Below are 17,721 nucleotides of genomic sequence, written 5' to 3' on the forward strand. Positions count from 1 at the left end.
CTCCCACAGGGGGATTTGGATGCGGCAGGTTTAACCGCGCAACAGCCCCTGCTCGGCCTCACACAACCCCACCACATAATCCCAGACCACCCGCAGCCGCACCGATTTATGCAGCTCCCGGCGGGTGCTGATCCAGTAGCTGCGCTCGATGCTTTCATCCGGCAACAGCGCCACCAGATCCGGGTCGGACGCGGCCATGTAACACGGCAGCACGGCGATGCCCAATCCCGAGCGCGCCGCTTCCTGTTGGGCAATGACGCTGGTGCTGTGAAACACCACGCGCGGGCTACGGCAGAAGCTGTTGAGGAACATCAGTTCCTGACTGAACAGCAGGTCGTCAACGTAACCGATCCACGCATGCCGGCCCAGATCTTCACGGCTGTGCAGCGGCGGTGCGTTGTCGAGGTAGGTTTGGCTGGCATACAACGCGAGTCGATAGTCGGTGAGTTTGCGCGTGACCAGCATGTCGGCGGATGGCCGTTCGAGGTGGATGCTGATTTCCGCTTCGCGGTTGAGGATGCTGACAAAGCGCGGTACGGCAACCAGTTCCACTTCCAGCCCGGGATAGCGCTCGAACAGACCGATCATGCGACTGGCGAGGAATTTGATGCCAAGGCCTTCGGTGACGCCGACACGGATCTTGCCCAGCGGCGCGGTGGACTGGGTGATTTCTTCCTGCGCCAGCAGCGCGACGTTTTCCATCGCCTCGGCGTGCTTGAGCAGGGCCTCTCCCGCCGGGGTCATTTCATAGCCTTGGGCGTGCTGGACGAACAGCGCCGTGCCGAGGCTTTTCTCGATCGATTCAATATGCCGCGCCACCGTCGCGTGGGTGGTGTTGAGCCGGCGCGCGGCGGTGAGCAGGCGGCCGCTGCGTTGCAGCTCGAGAAAAAAGCGCAGGTCGTTCCAGTCGAACATGGCAGGTCCTTGTCAGCTGTCGTCACTTCGGGCTGTTTGAAAACGCACAGCGGCTGCGCAAAAACTAACATTCTTTTAACGAAAGCTAACAACTAGAGTGTCCGACAATAAAAACAAAAAGCGAGGTCAGGGCATGCACACGTCCCTGGATGAATTCGACTACATCGTGGTCGGCGCCGGCCCCGCCGGTTGCTTGCTGGCCAACCGGCTCTCAGCGGATCCACAGCAACGGGTGTTGCTGCTCGAAGCCGGCGGACGCGACAACTACGCCTGGATTCATATTCCTGTGGGTTACCTGTTCTGCATCGGTAACCCGCGCACCGACTGGTGCTTCAAAACCGAACAACAACCGGGCCTCAACGGTCGCGCGCTGAGCTATCCGCGCGGCAAGGTGCTGGGCGGCTGTTCGTCGATCAACGGCATGATCTACATGCGCGGCCAGGCCGGCGACTATGACGGCTGGGCGGCCGCCGGCAATCCGGGCTGGGCCTGGAAAGACGTGCTGCCGCTGTTCAAACAGAGCGAAAACCACTTTGCCGGCGGCGCTGAATTTCATGGCGATCAGGGTGAATGGCGGGTCGAACAGCAGCGCCTGTCGTGGCCGATTCTGGATGCCTTTCGCAGCGCCGCCGAGCAAAGCGGCATCGCCAGCATCAATGACTTCAACCAGGGCGACAACGAGGGCTGCGGCTACTTTCAGGTCAACCAGAAAGCCGGGGTGCGCTGGAACGCGGCCAAGGCCTTTTTGAAACCGCTGCGCAGCCGGGCGAACCTGACCGTGCTGACCGGCGTCGAGGTTGATCGTGTGTTGCTGGAGGACGGCCGCGCGGCGAAAGTCAGCGCGCAGCATGAAGGCCAGACCAGACAGTTCAAGGCGCGCAAGGAGATTGTTTTGTGCGCCGGCTCGGTCGGCTCGCCGAGCATTCTGCAGCGCTCCGGCATCGGTCCGCGGCCGCTGCTCGAACGCTTAGGGATAGGCGTGATTCATGAGCTGCCGGGGGTCGGCGGCAATCTGCAGGATCACCTGCAACTGCGCCTGATCTACAAGCTGGAAAACGCCCGTACCCTGAACCAGATCGCCGGCAGCGTGTGGGGCAAGATGGGCATGGGCCTGCGTTATCTGTACGATCGCAGCGGGCCGTTGTCGATGGCGCCGAGTCAGTTGGGCGCGTTTGCCCGCTCCGGTCCTGAGCAAACCTCGGCGAACCTGCAATATCACGTGCAACCGCTGTCGCTGGAGCGCTTTGGCGAGCCGTTGCACAGCTTCCCGGCGTTCACCGCCTCGGTGTGCGACCTGCGCCCGCAGAGCCGTGGGCGCATCGAGATTCGCTCCGCCGATCCGCAAGCGGCGCCGCTGATTCAGCCCAATTACCTCAGCCATCCAGAAGACCTGCGTGTCGCCGCCGATGCGATTCGCCTGACCCGGCGCATCGTCAGCGCCCCTGCCCTGCAAGCGTTCAAACCGGTGGAATACCTGCCCGGCGACAGCTTGCAAAGCGAAGAACAATTGCATGAAGCGGCGGCGAAAATCGGCACGACGATTTTCCATCCGGTCGGCACCTGTCGCATGGGCAACGACGGTGACGCGGTGGTCGATGCGCAATTGCGCGTGCATGGCGTGCCGGGTCTGCGCGTTGCCGATGCGTCGATCATGCCGAGAATTACCTCGGGCAATACCTGTTCGCCTACGCTGATGATTGCCGAGAAGGCGGCACAACTGATTTTGTCCAGATCCGCAGATATCTCCCCTGTGGGAGCGAGCCTGCTCGCGAATGCGGTAGCTCACTCAGCCTAGAAGTTGACTGACAAAAAGCTTTCGCGAGCAGGCTCGCTCCCACAGGAATTACCACCAGACTCAGGCATCGCGCATTACCGGACACGCAACACCAGTGGAACAACAAAAACAATCACTGTGAGGGATACCGATATGTCAGAACACGTTCAGCCGCTGGACGCTGCGGGCAGCGCCGAGACCAGCAACGCCACGCAGAAAGTCATCTTCGCTTCATCACTCGGGACGGTGTTCGAGTGGTATGACTTCTTCCTCTACGGCGCCCTCGCGGCGGTGATCAGCAAGCAGTTTTTCGCCGGGGTCAACGACACCACGGCATTCATCTTCGCGCTGATGGCATTCGCCGCCGGCTTCATCGTACGGCCGTTCGGCGCGTTGGTGTTCGGCCGTCTGGGTGACATGATCGGACGCAAATACACCTTTCTGGCGACGATCATTCTGATGGGCGTGGCGACGTTCTGCGTCGGCCTGCTGCCGACCTACGCCAGCATCGGCATCGCCGCGCCGATCATTCTGGTGGTGCTGCGCATGCTTCAGGGCCTGGCGCTCGGTGGCGAATACGGTGGTGCGGCGACCTACGTGGCCGAGCACGCGCCCATCGGCAAACGCGGCTTCCACACCAGCTGGATTCAATCCACCGCGACCCTCGGCCTGCTGCTCTCGCTGCTGGTAGTGCTCGGTTGCCGCTACTTCACCGGCGACCAGTTTGAGGTGTGGGGCTGGCGCATTCCGTTCCTGCTGTCGATCGTCCTGTTGGGTATTTCCACCTGGATTCGCCTGAGCCTGCACGAGTCGCCGGCCTATCTGAAAATGAAGGAAGAAGGCAAAACCTCGAAGGCACCGATCCGCGAATCCTTCGGCAAATGGGAAAACCTCAAAGTAGTGCTGATCGCGCTGTTCAGCATCAACGCCGGGCAAGCAGTGACCTTCTACGCCGCGCAGTTCTATGTGCTGTTCTTCCTCACCCAGTTCCTGAAAATGGACCCGGCGGTGGCCAACAGTCTGCTGATCATCAGCGTGGTGATCGGCGCGCCGTTCTTTATCTTTTTCGGCTGGCTGTCGGACAAGGTCGGGCGTAAACCGGTGCTGATGCTCGGCCTGCTGCTGGCCACCGCGCTGTACTTCCCGATCTTCAAATCCCTGGCCCACTACGCCAACCCGGCGATCGATCAGGCCAGCCGTCAGGCACCGATCACCGTCCTCGCCGACCCCGCCACTTGCACCTTCCAGTTCGATCCGGTGGGCAAGGCTAAATTCGACAGCCCCTGCGACAAGGTCAAGACCTTCCTGGTCAAACAAGGCCTGCCCTACTCCAGCGTCGCTGCGCCTGCGGGCAGCGCCGTGCAAGTGAGTGTCGGCGACGTGAAGCTGGATGGTTTCGATGAGGCGGCACTGCGCGGCGCGATCACCCTCGCCGGCTACCCGCAACAAGCCGATATGCAGCAGATCAACAAACCGATGATCGTCGCCCTGATCGTCGCGCTGATCATCATCTCGGCCATGTGCTACGGCCCGCTGGCGGCGTTGATGGTCGAACTGTTCCCGACCCGCATTCGCTACACCTCGATGTCGCTGCCCTATCACATCGGCAACGGCTGGTTTGGCGGCTTCCTGCCCACCGTGTCGTTCGCGCTGGTGGTGTACACCGGGGATATTTTCTACGGGCTGTGGTATCCGGTGCTGATCACCGGGGTGAGCCTGGTGGTGGGGATGATCTGTCTGCGTGAGACGAAGAATATCGATCTCGACAAGAACTGAAAAACCCGCTGCCACAATGGCGAGGGAAGCGATTCTCTCGCCATTTTTTGCTCAGGCGTCCGCCTTGATCACTTCGAATTTCACCTGGTCCGGATAAAACGCCACGTAGTCGCGGATCGGTGCGACGGAGACCTTCGGGTTTTCGTACGTCCACACCGCGTTGGCACCCTCATGTCCGGGCACTTGCAGGCTGAAATAGTTGGCGTCGCCCTTGTACGGGCAATAGCTGGTGTGTCGGTGCGGGCGAAGTATTTTTCGTCGATGTCTTCGCGCGGGATGTAGTACACCGGCGGATAGTTGGCCTCATTGAGGATCAGCGCGTGGGAGGACGCGGCGACCTGGATGCCGTGGAACTTCACCAGCAGGCACCCGGCAAGTTGTTCCAGGCTGATCACGGGACTGGGGCTTTTCATGAGGTTCTCCTGAGCACAGCGAAGAGACCGGTTCAGGTATAGCTGATGGTTGCGCAGTTCGACTGGATTACGGCCGAACGGCTAAACCTCCTGCAACGCTTTTATCTGTATATCCATACAGATAAAAGTTGCTCCCGCCGCGAACTCCCGCCATTCTGTGCCCTCTCCACACACCAACCAGCGATGGTAGCTATGCGGCTGTACCTCTGTGAAAAACCTTCCCAGGCCAAAGACATTGCGGCCGTGCTCGGCGCCAAACGGCGCGGCGACGGCTGCTGGTTGGGAACGGACGTCACAGTGACCTGGTGCATCGGCCATTTGCTCGAAACAGCGCCGCCGGACGCCTACGACGCGCGCTACAAGCGCTGGGTGCTGGCCGATCTGCCGATCATTCCCGACAAATGGAAAATGACCGTCAAGCCGCGCACCGCCAACCAGTATAAAGCGGTGAAGCGTCTGCTTGGCGAGGCCAGCGAACTGATCATCGCCACCGACGCCGACCGTGAGGGCGAGATGATCGCCCGGGAACTGGTCGAGCACTGCCGCTATCGCGGGCCGATCCGCCGCTTGTGGCTGTCGGCGCTGGACGAGGCATCGATTCGCAAGGCCTTGGCCGCGCTGAAACCGGGAGCCGAAACCTTCAGCCTGTATCACTCGGCGCTGGGCCGTTCGCGGGCGGACTGGCTGATCGGCATGAACATGAGCCGGTTGTTCACCTTGCTGGGCCGTCAATCGGGTTATCAGGGCGTGTTGCCGGTAGGACGAGTACAGACGCCGACCCTGCGATTGGTGGTCGATCGCGACCGCAGCATCGCCGATTTCGTCCCCGTACCGTTCTGGGCAATCGACGTGGATTTGCTGCACAACGGCACGGCGTTTACCGCGCAATGGCGCGCACCAGCGGACGCTTGTGATGATCAGGATCGCTGCCTGAATCAGGCGTTGGCGCAACAAACAGCGGCGGCGATCAGCAGTGCAGACAGCGCACGGGTGATCAAGCTGAAAACCGAGCGCATGCGCGAAGTGGCGCCCCTGCCCTTTGATCTCGGCACCTTGCAGGAAGTCTGCTCGAAAAAGCTTGGCCTTGGCGCGCAGGAGACCCTCGACATCGCACAGGCCCTTTACGAAACCTACAAAGTCATCACCTATCCGCGCAGTGATTGCGGCTTTCTGCCGTTGAGCCAACACAGTGAGGCGCCATCGATCCTCACCGCATTGCGTCAGGCCGATCCGAGCCTTGAAGTGTTGCAGGGTTTTCTCGAACCGCAGCGGCGCTCGCGAGCCTGGAATGACGCCAAGGTCAGCGCTCACCACGGCATCATTCCCACCATCGCCGCGAAGAATCTTGAACGCCTGACCGGCAAACATCGCGCGGTGTACACGTTGATTCGCGCGCGCTACCTGGCGCAGTTCCTGCCCAATCACGAATATGATCGCACCCAGGCCGATTTCGACTGCAACGGGCAGGCCCTGCGCGCGGTGGGCAAGCAGATCATCGAAGCGGGCTGGAAGCGTGCACTGCCAGAGGCATTGGCCCCGGCCAAGGGCCGCGAAGCCCCCGCGCCGCAAACCTTGCCGACCCTCAGCCAGGGCGTCGAATGCGCTGTGGCAAAGGTGAATCTCAAGGATCTTTGGACGCAACCGCCAAAACCCTACACCGAAGGCGATCTGATCAAGGCGATGAAGAACGTCGCCAAACTTGTCGAGGACCCGCTGCTCAAACAGAAACTCAAGGACACCACCGGCATCGGCACCGAAGCTACCCGCGCATCGATCATCCAAGGGCTGCTGGATCGTGGTTATCTGGTGAAGAACGGCAAGGCGCTGGCGGCGACACCTGCGGCGTTCAGCCTGATCGATGCGGTGCCGCGCGCGATCGCCGATCCTGGCACTACGGCGATCTGGGAACAGGCGCTGGACATGGTGCAGAGCGGCGAGATGAGTCTGGAAGAATTCGTCACCAAACAGGCCGCGTGGATGAGCAAGCAGGTCAGCCGCTGCTCAGCTCTCAGCCTGACCATCAGCGGCCCGCCGCCAGCCGGCAAAGCCGCAGCGCCGTGGAAGAAAAAGCGCAAGTCGACGGCCAGCAAAACCGCCGGTACGCGCAAACGCACGGCGCGACCGGCGACTCGATGAATCCCTTGAGGTTCCCTTCTCTACGTTGCTGAAACGGATCTTTTCTCATTCCAAAACAGCTTTGTCCGACAATATGTAGTGCTTGAAAATAATCACTACAAAACCGTTGACGGCATCGTTTTGCTTTTGCATGATGAAGACGTTCCCCGATCGGGAGCACTGGTAACACGCTTGAGCAAACTCGTCTGACCGCCGAGTTGTTTTTTCCGGATACACGCTGCCCACAAGGCAGATTGAAGAAGCTGACCTGGCCTGAACGTCCAGTACAAGGACGAGAAGCGCTGGCGAAAATTCTCAAGACGCCTTGTGGCCGACACTGGATTGTCGTCAAGGAGCCTCCCGGTTTTCGCTGCTTCTCCTCGTTGTGACGCTATTGCGTAGCAGTTATTCAACACGACTACATGCAACAGATGCATGACCCCGTACTTCATACGGGCGAGCGCTGACGTCCTGGTTTCGGTGCCAGGGATCAACTAACCGATGGGCTACCTGTATTAGCGAATCAACTTTGAAAGATCACCAGACTGGTCAAGGGGCATAACAATGAATCTGAACAATCAACCCACCATCGAAGAACTGGCGCGTATGTTCGCGGCGCAGAAAGACAGCCACGACAGCCATATTCTCTGGATCAGCAAGTCTGGGCAGGTACACATTGACTGCCTGTCGCCTCACGCTGGCGAAGAGGAATTCGACCGCAACCACCAGAACCTGCTGGCCCGCCTGAAGATGTACCGCCGCGGCCACGGTTATGTCGGCAAGAAGGCTGCGGCCGACAAGGACTTCATTGGCAGTGTGCTGCAGACGCTGAAACAGGCGTGGGATTCGATGCAGAATCAGAATGAAGTTCGGGTGATTGATCGGTTGTATTGAGTTGTAGGTTGTTTAACTAAGGGCCTGCTTCCGATTGGGAGCAGGCCCTTTGTTGTTCTTTTGAGTTTTGCGGCGTGAGTGCCCCCGTCGCCCCTCACCCCAGCCCTCTCCCGAGGGAGAGGGAGCCGACCGAGTTGCCTCAGCTCAACCGTAGACCTGAATGACCGTGGCGATTATGAGTCAACGAAGCTCGTTCAGGTCGGAGTAACTTGACCAAACACCTCGGTCAGTCCCCTCTCCCGCTGGGAGAGGGTTAGGGTGAGGGGCTTTTCATGCCGAGCACCAGCTCCACAAACGCCAACGCCGCCGCACCGTGATAATTATTTCTGCGCCGCAACAACGCCGCGCCACGCTGTGGCGCCTCGCCTTCGACCCGCAAGCGGCGCAATGCGCGGTCTTCGCTGGCAATCGCCTCGGGCAGCATGGTCGCCAGCGGCGCATGCCGCACCACTTCCAGCAGCGTACTCACCGAATTCACTTCAATCCGCACCTGCGGCGTAATCCCCTGCTCACGGAAATACTCATCCACCAATAACCGCGTAATGAAGCCCGGCGCCAGCAAGGCGAAGTCCATTGAAGCCAATTCCGTCGACGTCAACACCGAAGGGCTGTCATAGAGCGGATGCCCAGGCCCGACCATGATCCCCAGCGTCTCGGTAAACGCCGGTATGCATTCGATATCGGCATTGCGCACCGGGGTAAACGCGATCGCGACATCCAGCGAGTCATCCGCCAGCCCGGCCTCGATGTCGTCCATCGACAACTCGAAGATCTCCAGATGAATCCCGGGAAACCGTGCCCCGTAGTCGCGCACCAGTGGCCCGACCAGATACGCCATGAACGTCGGCGTCATCGCCAGGCGCAGGGTGCCGCGGGACAAGTCCTTCACGTCGTGCAAGGCGCGCTGCCCGGCCTCCAGCTCCACCAGCACGCGCCGCGCGCACTCGATGTAAGCCACGCCGGCATCCGTCGGCTTCACCGTGCGTGAGGTGCGATCGAACAGGCTCACGCCGAGGGTCTCTTCCAATTGCCGGATCTGTTGCGACAGGGTCGGCTGCGACACGTGCAGCGCTTCGGCGGCGCGGGTGAAGCCACCGTGATCGGCAACGGCGAGCAAATAACGCAAATGTCGCAACAGCATGAGGACACCATCTATAGGCAGGGCTTATGCGAAGCATTGTATATCGATCTTGGACGCTATGAATCGACCGGCGCAACATTGCTTCCACACACAGCAAGCCAACCCCTGAAAGGAGTGACACCATGCAACAGTCCCACGCCTACAACGACAACAGCCTCGCCCTGACTACCCGCGTTCTCGACGCCAAGGCGAAAAAAGATCTGTCGTGGCAGGATCTTGCTGACGGCACCGGCCTCAGCCTGGCCTACGTCACCGCCGCCCTGCTCGGCCAGCATCCGCTGCCGGAAAACGCTGCTCGAGTGGTCGGCGACAAGCTTGACCTCAACGCCGATGACGTCGCCGCTCTGCAGATCATTCCTTTGCGTGGCAGCCTCAGCGGCGTGCCGACCGATCCGACCATCTACCGTTTTTACGAAATGATCCAGATCTACGGCACCACGCTGAAAGCGCTGGTTCATGAACAGTTCGGTGACGGCATCATCAGTGCGATCAACTTCAAACTGGACATCAAGAAAGTCGAAGACCCGGAAGGCGGCTCCCGCGCCGTGGTGACCCTCGACGGCAAGTTCCTGCCGCTGCGTCCGTTCTGATGCGCCCGGCCCGCATCCTGCGTGCGGGCCATCTCATTTCTGCCACGAGGACACGCCCATGAAAGCCCTGATCGACGGCTTCCTGAAATTCCAGAACGAAGCCTTCCCGCAACGCAGCGAACTGTTCAAACATCTGGCCACGACTCAGCAACCCGGCACGCTGTTCATCACCTGTTCCGACAGTCGCGTGGTGCCTGAGCTGCTGACCCAGCAAGAGCCCGGCGAACTGTTCGTGATCCGTAACGCCGGCAATATCGTGCCCTCCTACAGCCCGCATCCGGGCGGGGTCTCGGCGACGGTGGAGTATGCGGTGGCGGTACTGGGGGTAACCGATATCGTGATTTGCGGCCACTCCGATTGCGGCGCAATGACGGCGATTGCCCAGTGCAAATGCATGGATCACCTGCCCGCCGTCAGCGGCTGGCTGCAGCATGCCGAGTCGGCGAAGGTAATGAACGAAGCGCGCGCGCATGGCAGCGACGCGGCGAAATTGAGCTCGATGGTGCGCGAGAACGTGATTGCGCAACTGGCAAATATTCAGACCCATCCGAGCGTTCGCCTGGCCCAGGAGCAAGGGCGGCTGAATCTGCATGGCTGGGTGTATGACATCGAAACCGGTTCGATCGACGCGCTCTCTTCCGATCGCCGCACCTTTGTGCCGCTGGTCGAGCGGCCTGAGACTTGCGCGATCAGCGCTAAGACTTCCAACGCAGCCTGACGCCCCGGCCGATGATCGTTCCCACGCTCCGCGTGGGAACGCAGCCCGTGACGCTCTGCGTCACTGGACGCGGAGCGTCCCTAGAGGCATTCCCACGCGGAGCGTGGGAACGATCAGATCAAAAGATCGCAGCCTTCGGCAGCTCCTACACGGCACGGTCCGGGTTTCAAGTCAGCGTTTCACCGTGAGATCAACCTGAGTCATCCGGCTACGCACGGTAAACACGCCATCGCCGGAAAGAATCGCGCTGCGCGCAAACAGGCGCCCGCTCTCCCAGTTCGAAAGACCCAGCTCAGGCTTGTTCAACGCGTACTGGCCATCGACCCAACGGGTGATGCCGTTGCCTACGAACGGGGCATTCACCGCGTTGTAGAAACGTTCCTGAACCGCCGCCGCCTCGCTGATCAACGACACGGTGAATTGCGGGCTGTAGCGGTTGAAGAGCGCAATCGCCTGATCCAGATCGTCGACAATCATCAGGCTGACTTCCGGGGTTTCTTCCCATTCCCACTCGCGACCCAGCTCCGACTCGGGCAAAGACTCGGCCAGCGCTTCGGTCTGGTAACCCTCGGCGCGATAAACCTCGACCGTTGCGTTCTGCCATTCGCTTGGCAGGCAACTTTCACTGCCCGCGACGATGTGCAATTTGCAGCCTTGGCCGCGCGCAGTACCGGCGTCTTTCAAGGCATCGAGGAACAGCGGCACCAGCTCATCGGCGCGTTCGCGCTGAATCAGGCAGACGTTCAGGGTGTTGCAGACCTTGCGGTCCAGCGAGTTGCGCACCACTGCCGCGAAGCGAGTGGCGTCGGCGTCACGGTCGGCGATCAGCCACGCGCCGCCGGTGCCGTGCAGGCTGACGGCAGTGCCGGCCTGCTGAGCAATGCTGCCCAACTGACTGACCGCACGGCCCGAGCCGCGCGCCACCGCCAGCGACAGACGCCGATCGGCAAACATCGCCCAACCGGCAGCATGATTGACACTTTCGACCAACGACACCGCCCCCACCGGCAAACCGGCTTCGGCCAGCGCCGGGTTCAAGGCGTGAGTGACGATGGCTTGCGCAGTGCCCAACGCATCGCTGCCGATGCGCAGCACAGCCGTATTACCGGTGCGCAACACCCCGGCGGCGTCGGCAAATACGTTGGGTCGGCCTTCGAAGACAAACGCGACGATGCCCAGCGGCGAGACCACTTGCTCAACCTTCCAGCCATCGTGCTCGACACTGCTGATCACTTTGCCCCGGGTCGGTGGCGCATCACGCCAGGCGCGCAGCCCGGCGATCATGTCGCGGCGCATGCGTTCATCAGCGAGCAAGCGTGTGGTCGAGCGACCGCGCGCCTTGGCCCGTTCGATGTCGGCGCGGTTGGCGGCTTCGATCTGCGTCCAGCATTCAGGACTTTCCAGGCGCTGAGCAAACAGATCGAAGAACCGGCTGATGGCTTCATCGGACACCGCCGACAACGCTGTGAATGCCGCAGCCGCACGCTCGATTGCCACCGAGGCGGCCTGTTGATCAGCCACGGGGATCAGCAACAACTCGCCACTGACCTGCTCGACCAGCAGATGGTCACCGGGCTGAAACCGCGCGGCCAGTTCGGGGCTGACCACGGTGACGCGGTTACCAGCGAAAGGGATCGGCGTGCCAGCGACTAGACGTTCGAGCGCAAGAGACATGAAGCGGATTCACCATGCAGAGGGCGGCCGGAAAATGTAGCGGATTACTGGCTGAAATACACCTCCTCAAACACTAAAGAAACCTGTGGGAGCTGGCTTGCCAGCGATAGCGGTGGTTCAGGCAAATTTATAGTGACTGACAGGGCCTCATCGCTGACAAGCCAGCTCCCACAGGGTCATGTGGTGTTCCGGTGGGTCAGAACACCGACCAGCCAATCCGCGAGCTCAGCAGTTCCAGCGCCGCCATCCCCGCCAGCGAGTTGCCGGCCGCATTCAGCTCCGGCGACCACACGCACACGCTGAACTGCCCCGGCACCACCGCAACGATGCCGCCGCCGACCCCGCTCTTGCCCGGCAGGCCGACGCGATAGGCGAAATTGCCCGCCTCGTCGTACAAACCGCTGGTGGCCATGATCGAGTTGACCTGCTGGGTCTGGCGGCGCGTCAGGATCTGCTCGCCGCTGTGCTTGCAGAACCCGTCATTGGCCAGAAAGCAGAACGCCCGGGCCAGATCGATGCAGTTCATGCGCAGCGCGCAGTGGCTGAAATAGCTGCGCAACACCGTTTCGACATCGTTGTGAAAGTTGCCGAAAGACTGCATCAAATACGCCATCGCCGCATTGCGCGCGCGGTGCTGGTATTCGGAGTCGGCGACCTTGCCGTCGATCATGATTTGCGGGTTGCCGGACAGACGCCGGACGAAGTCGCGCATCGACAGTGTCGGCGCGGCGAAGCGCGACTGGTTGATGTCGCAGATCACCAGCGCACCGGCATTGATGAACGGATTGCGCGGGCGGCCGCGCTCGAATTCCAGTTGCACCAGCGAGTTGAACGGCTGGCCAGAAGGCTCGTGGCCAAGCCGTTCCCAGATCGCTTCGCCGGAGTGATCGATGGCCTGCACCAGGCTGAATACCTTGGAAATACTCTGCACCGAGAACGGCGTTTCAGCGTCGCCGGCGCAATACATTTCGCCGTCGTTACTGTACACGGCGATGCCCAACTGGTTGGCCGGCACCGTGCCGAGGGCGGGAATATAGTCAGCAACTTTGCCCTGCCCGATAAGGGGCCGGACCGCGTCAAGGATCTCGTTCAACAGCGCTTGCATGCCGGGTTCCGAAAGTCTCGCCCCATGGGATCGCGGGGACACTGGGGCTAGACGCTGCGCCCGCCGGTCGCATCACACCGGCAAGCATCAGGCAGAATGTTCTAGGCTGAAGCGGACCATTAGACACGGGAGAGCACCATGCACCTCGAAGGCTCCTGCCATTGCGGCGAAGTCACGTTCAGCCTCGACAGCGCCCATCCTTATCCCTATCAACGCTGCTATTGCTCGATCTGCCGCAAGACCCAGGGCGGCGGCGGTTATGCGATCAACCTTGGCGGCGACGCGACCACTCTCAAGGTTCGCGGACGCAAAAACATCAGCATCTATCACGCGAAGATGAAAGCTGAAGGCGATAAACGCGCCCATCGCAGCAGCGCCGAGCGCCACTTCTGCTCACTGTGCGGCAGCGGCCTGTGGCTGTTCAGCCCGGAGTGGCCAGAGCTGATTCATCCATTCGCCTCGGCGATCGATACGCCGCTGCCGGTGCCGCCGGAACGCACACATCTGATGCTAGGTTCGAAAGCGCCGTGGGTTGAAGTCGAGGCGAAGCCGAAGGATCAGCAGTTTGATGTATATCCCGAAGAATCGATCGCCCAGCGGCATGAGCGACTCGGTGTGACTCGCTGAACACCGCGCCCTTCGCGAGCAGGCTCGCTCCCACATTTGGATTGCGATTACCTGTGGGAGCGAGCCTGCTTGCGAAGGGGCCGGGTCAGGCAATATCAATCAGTCCAGATGCGCCCAAGTCATCCTGAACAGCGCCCCACCCCACACCGAATCGCCAACTTCAACCTGCCCGCCATGGGACTGCGACACCCGCCGCACCAGCGCCAGGCCCAACCCAAAACCACCGGTGCGCCGATCCCGGCTGGCATCCAGGCGCGAAAACGGCTCGAAGATTTTCTCCCGTCCCTCCAGCGGCACACCCGGGCCGTCATCGCTGACCCGTACTTCATAGTCATCGCCATTGCGCAGCAGCGACACCTCGACACGCTGTTCGGCATAGCGAATGGCATTGCGCAAAAGGTTGATCACCGCCCGCGCCATGAAGCGCGGTTCGATGCTTACCGTGTCGACCTGGCAACCGGCGATCGACAACTGCACGCCCACTGCTTCGGCCTCAAGCGCCACACTGCCGACGACGCTGTCTAGCCAATCGGCCGCGTGAATATTCTCCCGTTTGATCACTGTCGCGCCGTGCTCGAGGCTGGCGTAGGTCAGCAATTCCGAGACCATCTCCTCCAGCTCACCAAGGTCGGCATACATGTCGGCGATCAGCTCGCGGTTCTCGCTGGCGTCCGGTAGCTGTTTGAGCTGATCAAGTTCGAACGACAGCCGCGCAATCGGTGTGCGCAATTCGTGGGACACGGCGTTGGTCAGTTCGCGCTGGTTGGCGATCAAGCCCTCGATGCGCGCCGCCATCAGATTGAAGTGCTCGGCCAGATCGCGGATGTTCGAGCGCCGCGACAACTGGATGCGCACCGACAGATCGTTGTCGCCGAAACGCTCGGCCGCCAGCCGCAGCTTTTCCAGATCGCGCCAGTGTGGACGCACCCAGAAAAAAAGCACGATGCCGATCAACACCGCGAGCATCATGTACGCCGCGGTGATGTAGAACGGCATCAGGCTCGGCTCTGGCGGCAGCTTGATGCTGAGCAACTGCGAGCCACCATCGATGTTGCTGATGAATTGCGTGTAATCGTCGCGGATCACCAACAGGTTCCGCGCGAGCTCGGCTTTTTCCTGCGGTGTCAGGGCCAGTTGATCGGCCTCGACCAGACTCAGCGACAGACCGTAATGCGCACGCAATGAATCGAGTTTCTGCTCACGCTCGGCACCCTGGCGGCCTTGCAGATGATCGACCAGCGACCACGCCTGACCGCGCACGGCTTCACGGTTGTAATCCTGCGTCTGGCTGTCGAGCAACGCGTTGAAGGTGTGCTCGACCGCCTGCAAGGCCAGCACCAGACCCACCGTCATCACCAGAAACAGGCCGAGGAACAAGCGCAGCATCTACAGCTCCCACGCGAACGGATTGAACAGATAGCCCTTGCCCCACACGGTCTTGATGCACACCGGCTCGCGAGGGTTGTCCTTGAGTTTGTTGCGCAATTTGCTGATGTAGACGTCGACGCTGCGATTGAGGCCGTCGAAGGCAATGCCGCGCATGCGATTGAGAATGTCATCGCGGGAAAGAATCTTGCCCGCCGAGCTGGCGAGCAACCAGAGCAATTCGAACTCCATGGTGGTCAGCTCGATCAGCTCACCGGTCAGGCGCACTTCCCGGCAACTGCGATCGATGCTCAATTGCCCGAACTCGAGGAAACTGACCACGCTGGTGTCCGGCGTCTGCCGCCGTTGCAACGCCCGCAGCCGCGCGAGCAATACCGGCGGTTTGATCGGTTTGATCACGTAATCGTCAGCGCCGGACTCCAGACCGAGAATGTGATCGAGATCGTCTTCCTTGGCGGTGAGGATCACGATCGGCGTGTCCGAAACACTGCGAATTTCCCGGCAGACCTGCAAACCGCTCTGCCCCGGCAACATCAGGTCAAGCACCAGCACTTTCGGCTTGAATTCCAGGAACGCAGCCATGGCCAGATCACCGCGATGAACCGTGCGCACCTCGTAGCCGTGTTGTTCTAAAAAGTGTGCGATCAGTGCGGCGAGACGCTCATCGTCTTCGACCAGCAGAACTTTGCCGAAACCCAGGTTATCCATAACAACCGTTGCCAAGCCAAACGTGGAAGGGCCGATATTATGCTGGCATTCATCGAACAGGCGATGACGGCAGACAGCAAAAACCGGCCACTCGGGCCGGTTTTCGGTGATGTTTCATACTCTTAAGAGTTTTTAACAAATTCAGGCGGGCACACCGCTGTGGAAGCGGAATTCCTCGTCCGGCGATTCGATCAGTTCCTGCTCGGCCGCACGGACGCGCTCGATCACCTGCGCGACATCCTTGGCATCACCATACTGATAGGCCAGTTTCAGATAACCCTGAAAGTGCCGCGCCTCGCTTTTCAGCAAACCGAAATAGAACTTGCCCAGTTCTTCGTCCAGATGCGGCACCAATGCTTCAAAGCGTTCGCAACTGCGCGCTTCGATGAAAGCACCAACCACCAGCGTATCCACCAGTTTCACCGGTTCGTGGCTGCGCACCACCTTGCGCAGGCCCGAGGCGTAGCGGCCGGCGTGCAGCTGACGCAGCTCGATCTTGCGCCGTTTCATGATGCGCATGACTTGCTCGTGGTGCACCAGTTCTTCCCGGGCCAGGCGCGACATCATGTTGATCAGGTCGACATGGGCGTGGTACTTGGCAATCAGGCTCAGCGCCGTGCTGGCGGCCTTGAACTCGCAGTTCTTGTGATCGATCAGCAAGGTTTCCTGATCGGCCAGTGCCGCCTGGACCCAGGCGTCGGGCGTGCGGCAGCCAAGGAATTCGTGGATTTCGGGAAGGATCATGGGGCTCACGGTAAAAGGTGTTCGAGCGAAGGGCGCCGATTATACCGGCCTGCCCGCAGACCACCAGCGGCGGCTGTTGATATGCATCAAGTCGCAGACGTTCGGGTAGCAACTATAGTTGTGCAACGCCGTGCCTTTTCTTTGCTGGAGACTCCGCTCATGCAAGCCATTCGCAGCATTCTGGTGGTCATCGAACCTGAACATGCAGAAAGCCTGGCGCTCAAGCGCGCCAAGTTGATCGCCGGTGTCACCCAGGCCCATCTGCATCTGCTGGTGTGTGACAAGAAGCATGACCACGCCGGCCTGCTCAGCGTGCTCAAGGCGGCATTGCTCGCCGAAGGCTACAGCGTGACCACCGAACAGGCGTGGAACGAGAGCCTGCACGAAACCATCATCGATGTGCAGCAGGCCGAGGGATGCGGCCTGGTGATCAAACAGCATTTTCCCGACAGCTCGCTGAAAAAGGCCCTGCTGACCCCGGCCGACTGGAAGCTTCTGCGCCACTGCCCTACCCCGGTGCTGCTGGTAAAAACCGCCGGTTCGTGGAAGGACAAAGTGATCCTGGCTGCGGTCGATGTCGGCAATGCCGACGGTGAGCATCGGCATTTGCACAGCACCATCATCGATCACGGCTATGACATCGCCAGTCTGGCCAAAGCGCACCTGCATGTGATTACCGCGCATCCGTCGCCGATGCTCTCGGCGGCAGACCCGACGTTTCAGCTGAAATCGACCATAGAAGCCAAATACCGCGAGCAGTGCCGGGCGTTTCAGGCGGAGTTCGATGTCGATGACGAGCACCTGCACGTTGAGGAAGGCCCGGCAGATGTGCTGATCCCGTTCATGGCGCACAAGCTCCAGGCAGCGGTAACGGTAATTGGCACGGTGGCGCGCAGCGGTTTGTCAGGCGCGCTGATCGGCAATACCGCTGAAGCGGTGCTGGATACGCTGGAAAGCGATGTGCTGGTGCTCAAGCCGCAGGAGGTTGAGGATCATCTGGTGGAACTGACGGCAAAACACTGAGGATTGCCATGCCTGACTGGCGCTTTCGCGAGCAGGCTCGCTCCCACATCTGGAATGCATTTCCCTGTGGGAGCGAGCCCTGTCTCTTATACACATCAGACGCTGCCGACGATTAACC

At 60.7% G+C, this 17,721-nt stretch carries 15 protein-coding genes and 1 pseudogene; 8 read left to right on the forward strand and 8 right to left on the reverse strand.

What is annotated here, in order from left to right:
* Positions 1-30: 30 nt before the first annotated feature.
* Positions 31-915 (reverse strand): LysR family transcriptional regulator, encoded by an 885-nt coding sequence (locus OK411_RS17165; RefSeq protein ID WP_016775104.1) that lies wholly within the window; start codon positions 913-915, stop codon positions 31-33.
* 133 nt (positions 916-1,048) lie between these two features.
* Here OK411_RS17165 and OK411_RS17170 point away from each other — a divergent pair, with 133 nt between their 5' ends.
* Both OK411_RS17170 and OK411_RS17175 read left to right on the forward strand, forming a co-directional pair.
* Positions 1,049-2,710, forward strand: a complete 1,662-nt coding sequence (locus OK411_RS17170) for a GMC family oxidoreductase (RefSeq protein ID WP_264365420.1) — start codon at positions 1,049-1,051, stop codon at positions 2,708-2,710.
* Positions 2,711-2,842: 132 nt separating this feature from the next.
* A complete protein-coding gene (locus OK411_RS17175) occupies positions 2,843-4,465 on the forward strand; it encodes an MFS transporter (RefSeq protein WP_024013261.1) in 1,623 nt (540 codons plus the stop codon).
* A gap of 51 nt (positions 4,466-4,516) precedes the next feature.
* Here the strand turns inward: OK411_RS17175 and OK411_RS17180 are convergent.
* Positions 4,517-4,878: pseudogene (locus OK411_RS17180) on the reverse strand (DUF427 domain-containing protein).
* A 192-nt stretch (positions 4,879-5,070) separates the two neighbouring features.
* Here OK411_RS17180 and OK411_RS17185 point away from each other — a divergent pair.
* Together OK411_RS17185 and OK411_RS17190 are read left to right on the forward strand one after the other, a co-directional pair.
* The gene (locus tag OK411_RS17185) at positions 5,071-7,014 is read left to right on the forward strand and encodes a DNA topoisomerase III (protein WP_264365421.1); all 1,944 of its coding nucleotides are present in this window, start codon (positions 5,071-5,073) and stop codon (positions 7,012-7,014) included.
* A 543-nt stretch (positions 7,015-7,557) separates the two neighbouring features.
* The gene (locus tag OK411_RS17190) at positions 7,558-7,887 is read left to right on the forward strand and encodes a hypothetical protein (RefSeq protein WP_041480831.1); all 330 of its coding nucleotides are present in this window, start codon (positions 7,558-7,560) and stop codon (positions 7,885-7,887) included.
* 253 nt (positions 7,888-8,140) lie between these two features.
* Here OK411_RS17190 and cynR read toward each other — a convergent pair whose 3' ends face one another.
* Positions 8,141-9,028 carry a transcriptional regulator CynR gene (gene cynR, locus OK411_RS17195; protein ID WP_264365422.1) on the reverse strand — a complete coding sequence of 296 codons (888 nt, stop codon included), beginning with the start codon at positions 9,026-9,028 and terminating at the stop codon, positions 8,141-8,143.
* Between the two features lie 122 nt (positions 9,029-9,150).
* Here cynR and cynS point away from each other — a divergent pair, with 122 nt between their 5' ends.
* Positions 9,151-9,618 carry a cyanase gene (gene cynS / locus OK411_RS17200; protein WP_024013266.1) on the forward strand — a complete coding sequence of 156 codons (468 nt, stop codon included), beginning with the start codon at positions 9,151-9,153 and terminating at the stop codon, positions 9,616-9,618.
* 58 nt (positions 9,619-9,676) lie between these two features.
* Positions 9,677-10,336 carry a carbonic anhydrase gene (locus tag OK411_RS17205; protein WP_264365423.1) on the forward strand — a complete coding sequence of 220 codons (660 nt, stop codon included), beginning with the start codon at positions 9,677-9,679 and terminating at the stop codon, positions 10,334-10,336.
* Between the two features lie 171 nt (positions 10,337-10,507).
* Here OK411_RS17205 and OK411_RS17210 read toward each other — a convergent pair whose 3' ends face one another.
* Positions 10,508-12,010 carry an aldehyde dehydrogenase family protein gene (locus OK411_RS17210; protein WP_123442229.1) on the reverse strand — a complete coding sequence of 501 codons (1,503 nt, stop codon included), beginning with the start codon at positions 12,008-12,010 and terminating at the stop codon, positions 10,508-10,510.
* A gap of 196 nt (positions 12,011-12,206) precedes the next feature.
* Positions 12,207-13,115 (reverse strand): glutaminase B, encoded by a 909-nt coding sequence (gene glsB / locus OK411_RS17215; protein WP_264365424.1) that lies wholly within the window; start codon positions 13,113-13,115, stop codon positions 12,207-12,209.
* 138 nt (positions 13,116-13,253) lie between these two features.
* Between glsB and OK411_RS17220 the strand changes: the two genes are divergently transcribed.
* Positions 13,254-13,742 (forward strand): GFA family protein, encoded by a 489-nt coding sequence (locus OK411_RS17220; protein ID WP_264365425.1) that lies wholly within the window; start codon positions 13,254-13,256, stop codon positions 13,740-13,742.
* Between the two features lie 99 nt (positions 13,743-13,841).
* Here OK411_RS17220 and OK411_RS17225 read toward each other — a convergent pair whose 3' ends face one another.
* The 3 genes from OK411_RS17225 to OK411_RS17235 form a co-directional block, all read right to left on the reverse strand.
* Complete coding sequence (locus OK411_RS17225) at positions 13,842-15,128, reverse strand: ATP-binding protein (RefSeq protein WP_217878436.1); 1,287 nt, start codon at positions 15,126-15,128, stop codon at positions 13,842-13,844.
* Positions 15,129-15,836 carry a winged helix-turn-helix domain-containing protein gene (locus tag OK411_RS17230; protein ID WP_264365426.1) on the reverse strand — a complete coding sequence of 236 codons (708 nt, stop codon included), beginning with the start codon at positions 15,834-15,836 and terminating at the stop codon, positions 15,129-15,131. It lies immediately after the preceding gene.
* 141 nt (positions 15,837-15,977) lie between these two features.
* Positions 15,978-16,580 carry a tRNA-(ms[2]io[6]A)-hydroxylase gene (locus OK411_RS17235; RefSeq protein WP_016775115.1) on the reverse strand — a complete coding sequence of 201 codons (603 nt, stop codon included), beginning with the start codon at positions 16,578-16,580 and terminating at the stop codon, positions 15,978-15,980.
* Positions 16,581-16,739: 159 nt separating this feature from the next.
* Between OK411_RS17235 and OK411_RS17240 the strand changes: the two genes are divergently transcribed.
* A complete protein-coding gene (locus tag OK411_RS17240; protein ID WP_016775117.1) occupies positions 16,740-17,603 on the forward strand; it encodes a universal stress protein in 864 nt (287 codons plus the stop codon).
* The last annotated feature ends 118 nt before the right edge of the window (positions 17,604-17,721 follow it).

It is taken from the genome of Pseudomonas sp. RG1, from assembly GCF_025910115.1.
In the GTDB taxonomy this organism is placed as follows: domain Bacteria; phylum Pseudomonadota; class Gammaproteobacteria; order Pseudomonadales; family Pseudomonadaceae; genus Aquipseudomonas; species Aquipseudomonas atacamensis.

What these genes read in the sequence shown, in the direction of transcription:
- OK411_RS17165 (WP_016775104.1), bottom strand. Translation starts at nt 915, where the DNA reads ATGTTCGACTGGAACGACCTGCGCTTTTTTCTCGAGCTGCAACGCAGC.
- OK411_RS17170 (WP_264365420.1), top strand. Translation starts at nt 1,049, where the DNA reads ATGCACACGTCCCTGGATGAATTCGACTACATCGTGGTCGGCGCCGGC.
- OK411_RS17175 (WP_024013261.1), top strand. Translation starts at nt 2,843, where the DNA reads ATGTCAGAACACGTTCAGCCGCTGGACGCTGCGGGCAGCGCCGAGACC.
- OK411_RS17185 (WP_264365421.1), top strand. Translation starts at nt 5,071, where the DNA reads ATGCGGCTGTACCTCTGTGAAAAACCTTCCCAGGCCAAAGACATTGCG.
- OK411_RS17190 (WP_041480831.1), top strand. Translation starts at nt 7,558, where the DNA reads ATGAATCTGAACAATCAACCCACCATCGAAGAACTGGCGCGTATGTTC.
- cynR (WP_264365422.1), bottom strand. Translation starts at nt 9,028, where the DNA reads ATGCTGTTGCGACATTTGCGTTATTTGCTCGCCGTTGCCGATCACGGT.
- cynS (WP_024013266.1), top strand. Translation starts at nt 9,151, where the DNA reads ATGCAACAGTCCCACGCCTACAACGACAACAGCCTCGCCCTGACTACC.
- OK411_RS17205 (WP_264365423.1), top strand. Translation starts at nt 9,677, where the DNA reads ATGAAAGCCCTGATCGACGGCTTCCTGAAATTCCAGAACGAAGCCTTC.
- OK411_RS17210 (WP_123442229.1), bottom strand. Translation starts at nt 12,010, where the DNA reads ATGTCTCTTGCGCTCGAACGTCTAGTCGCTGGCACGCCGATCCCTTTC.
- glsB (WP_264365424.1), bottom strand. Translation starts at nt 13,115, where the DNA reads ATGCAAGCGCTGTTGAACGAGATCCTTGACGCGGTCCGGCCCCTTATC.
- OK411_RS17220 (WP_264365425.1), top strand. Translation starts at nt 13,254, where the DNA reads ATGCACCTCGAAGGCTCCTGCCATTGCGGCGAAGTCACGTTCAGCCTC.
- OK411_RS17225 (WP_217878436.1), bottom strand. Translation starts at nt 15,128, where the DNA reads ATGCTGCGCTTGTTCCTCGGCCTGTTTCTGGTGATGACGGTGGGTCTG.
- OK411_RS17230 (WP_264365426.1), bottom strand. Translation starts at nt 15,836, where the DNA reads ATGGATAACCTGGGTTTCGGCAAAGTTCTGCTGGTCGAAGACGATGAG.
- OK411_RS17235 (WP_016775115.1), bottom strand. Translation starts at nt 16,580, where the DNA reads ATGATCCTTCCCGAAATCCACGAATTCCTTGGCTGCCGCACGCCCGAC.
- OK411_RS17240 (WP_016775117.1), top strand. Translation starts at nt 16,740, where the DNA reads ATGCAAGCCATTCGCAGCATTCTGGTGGTCATCGAACCTGAACATGCA.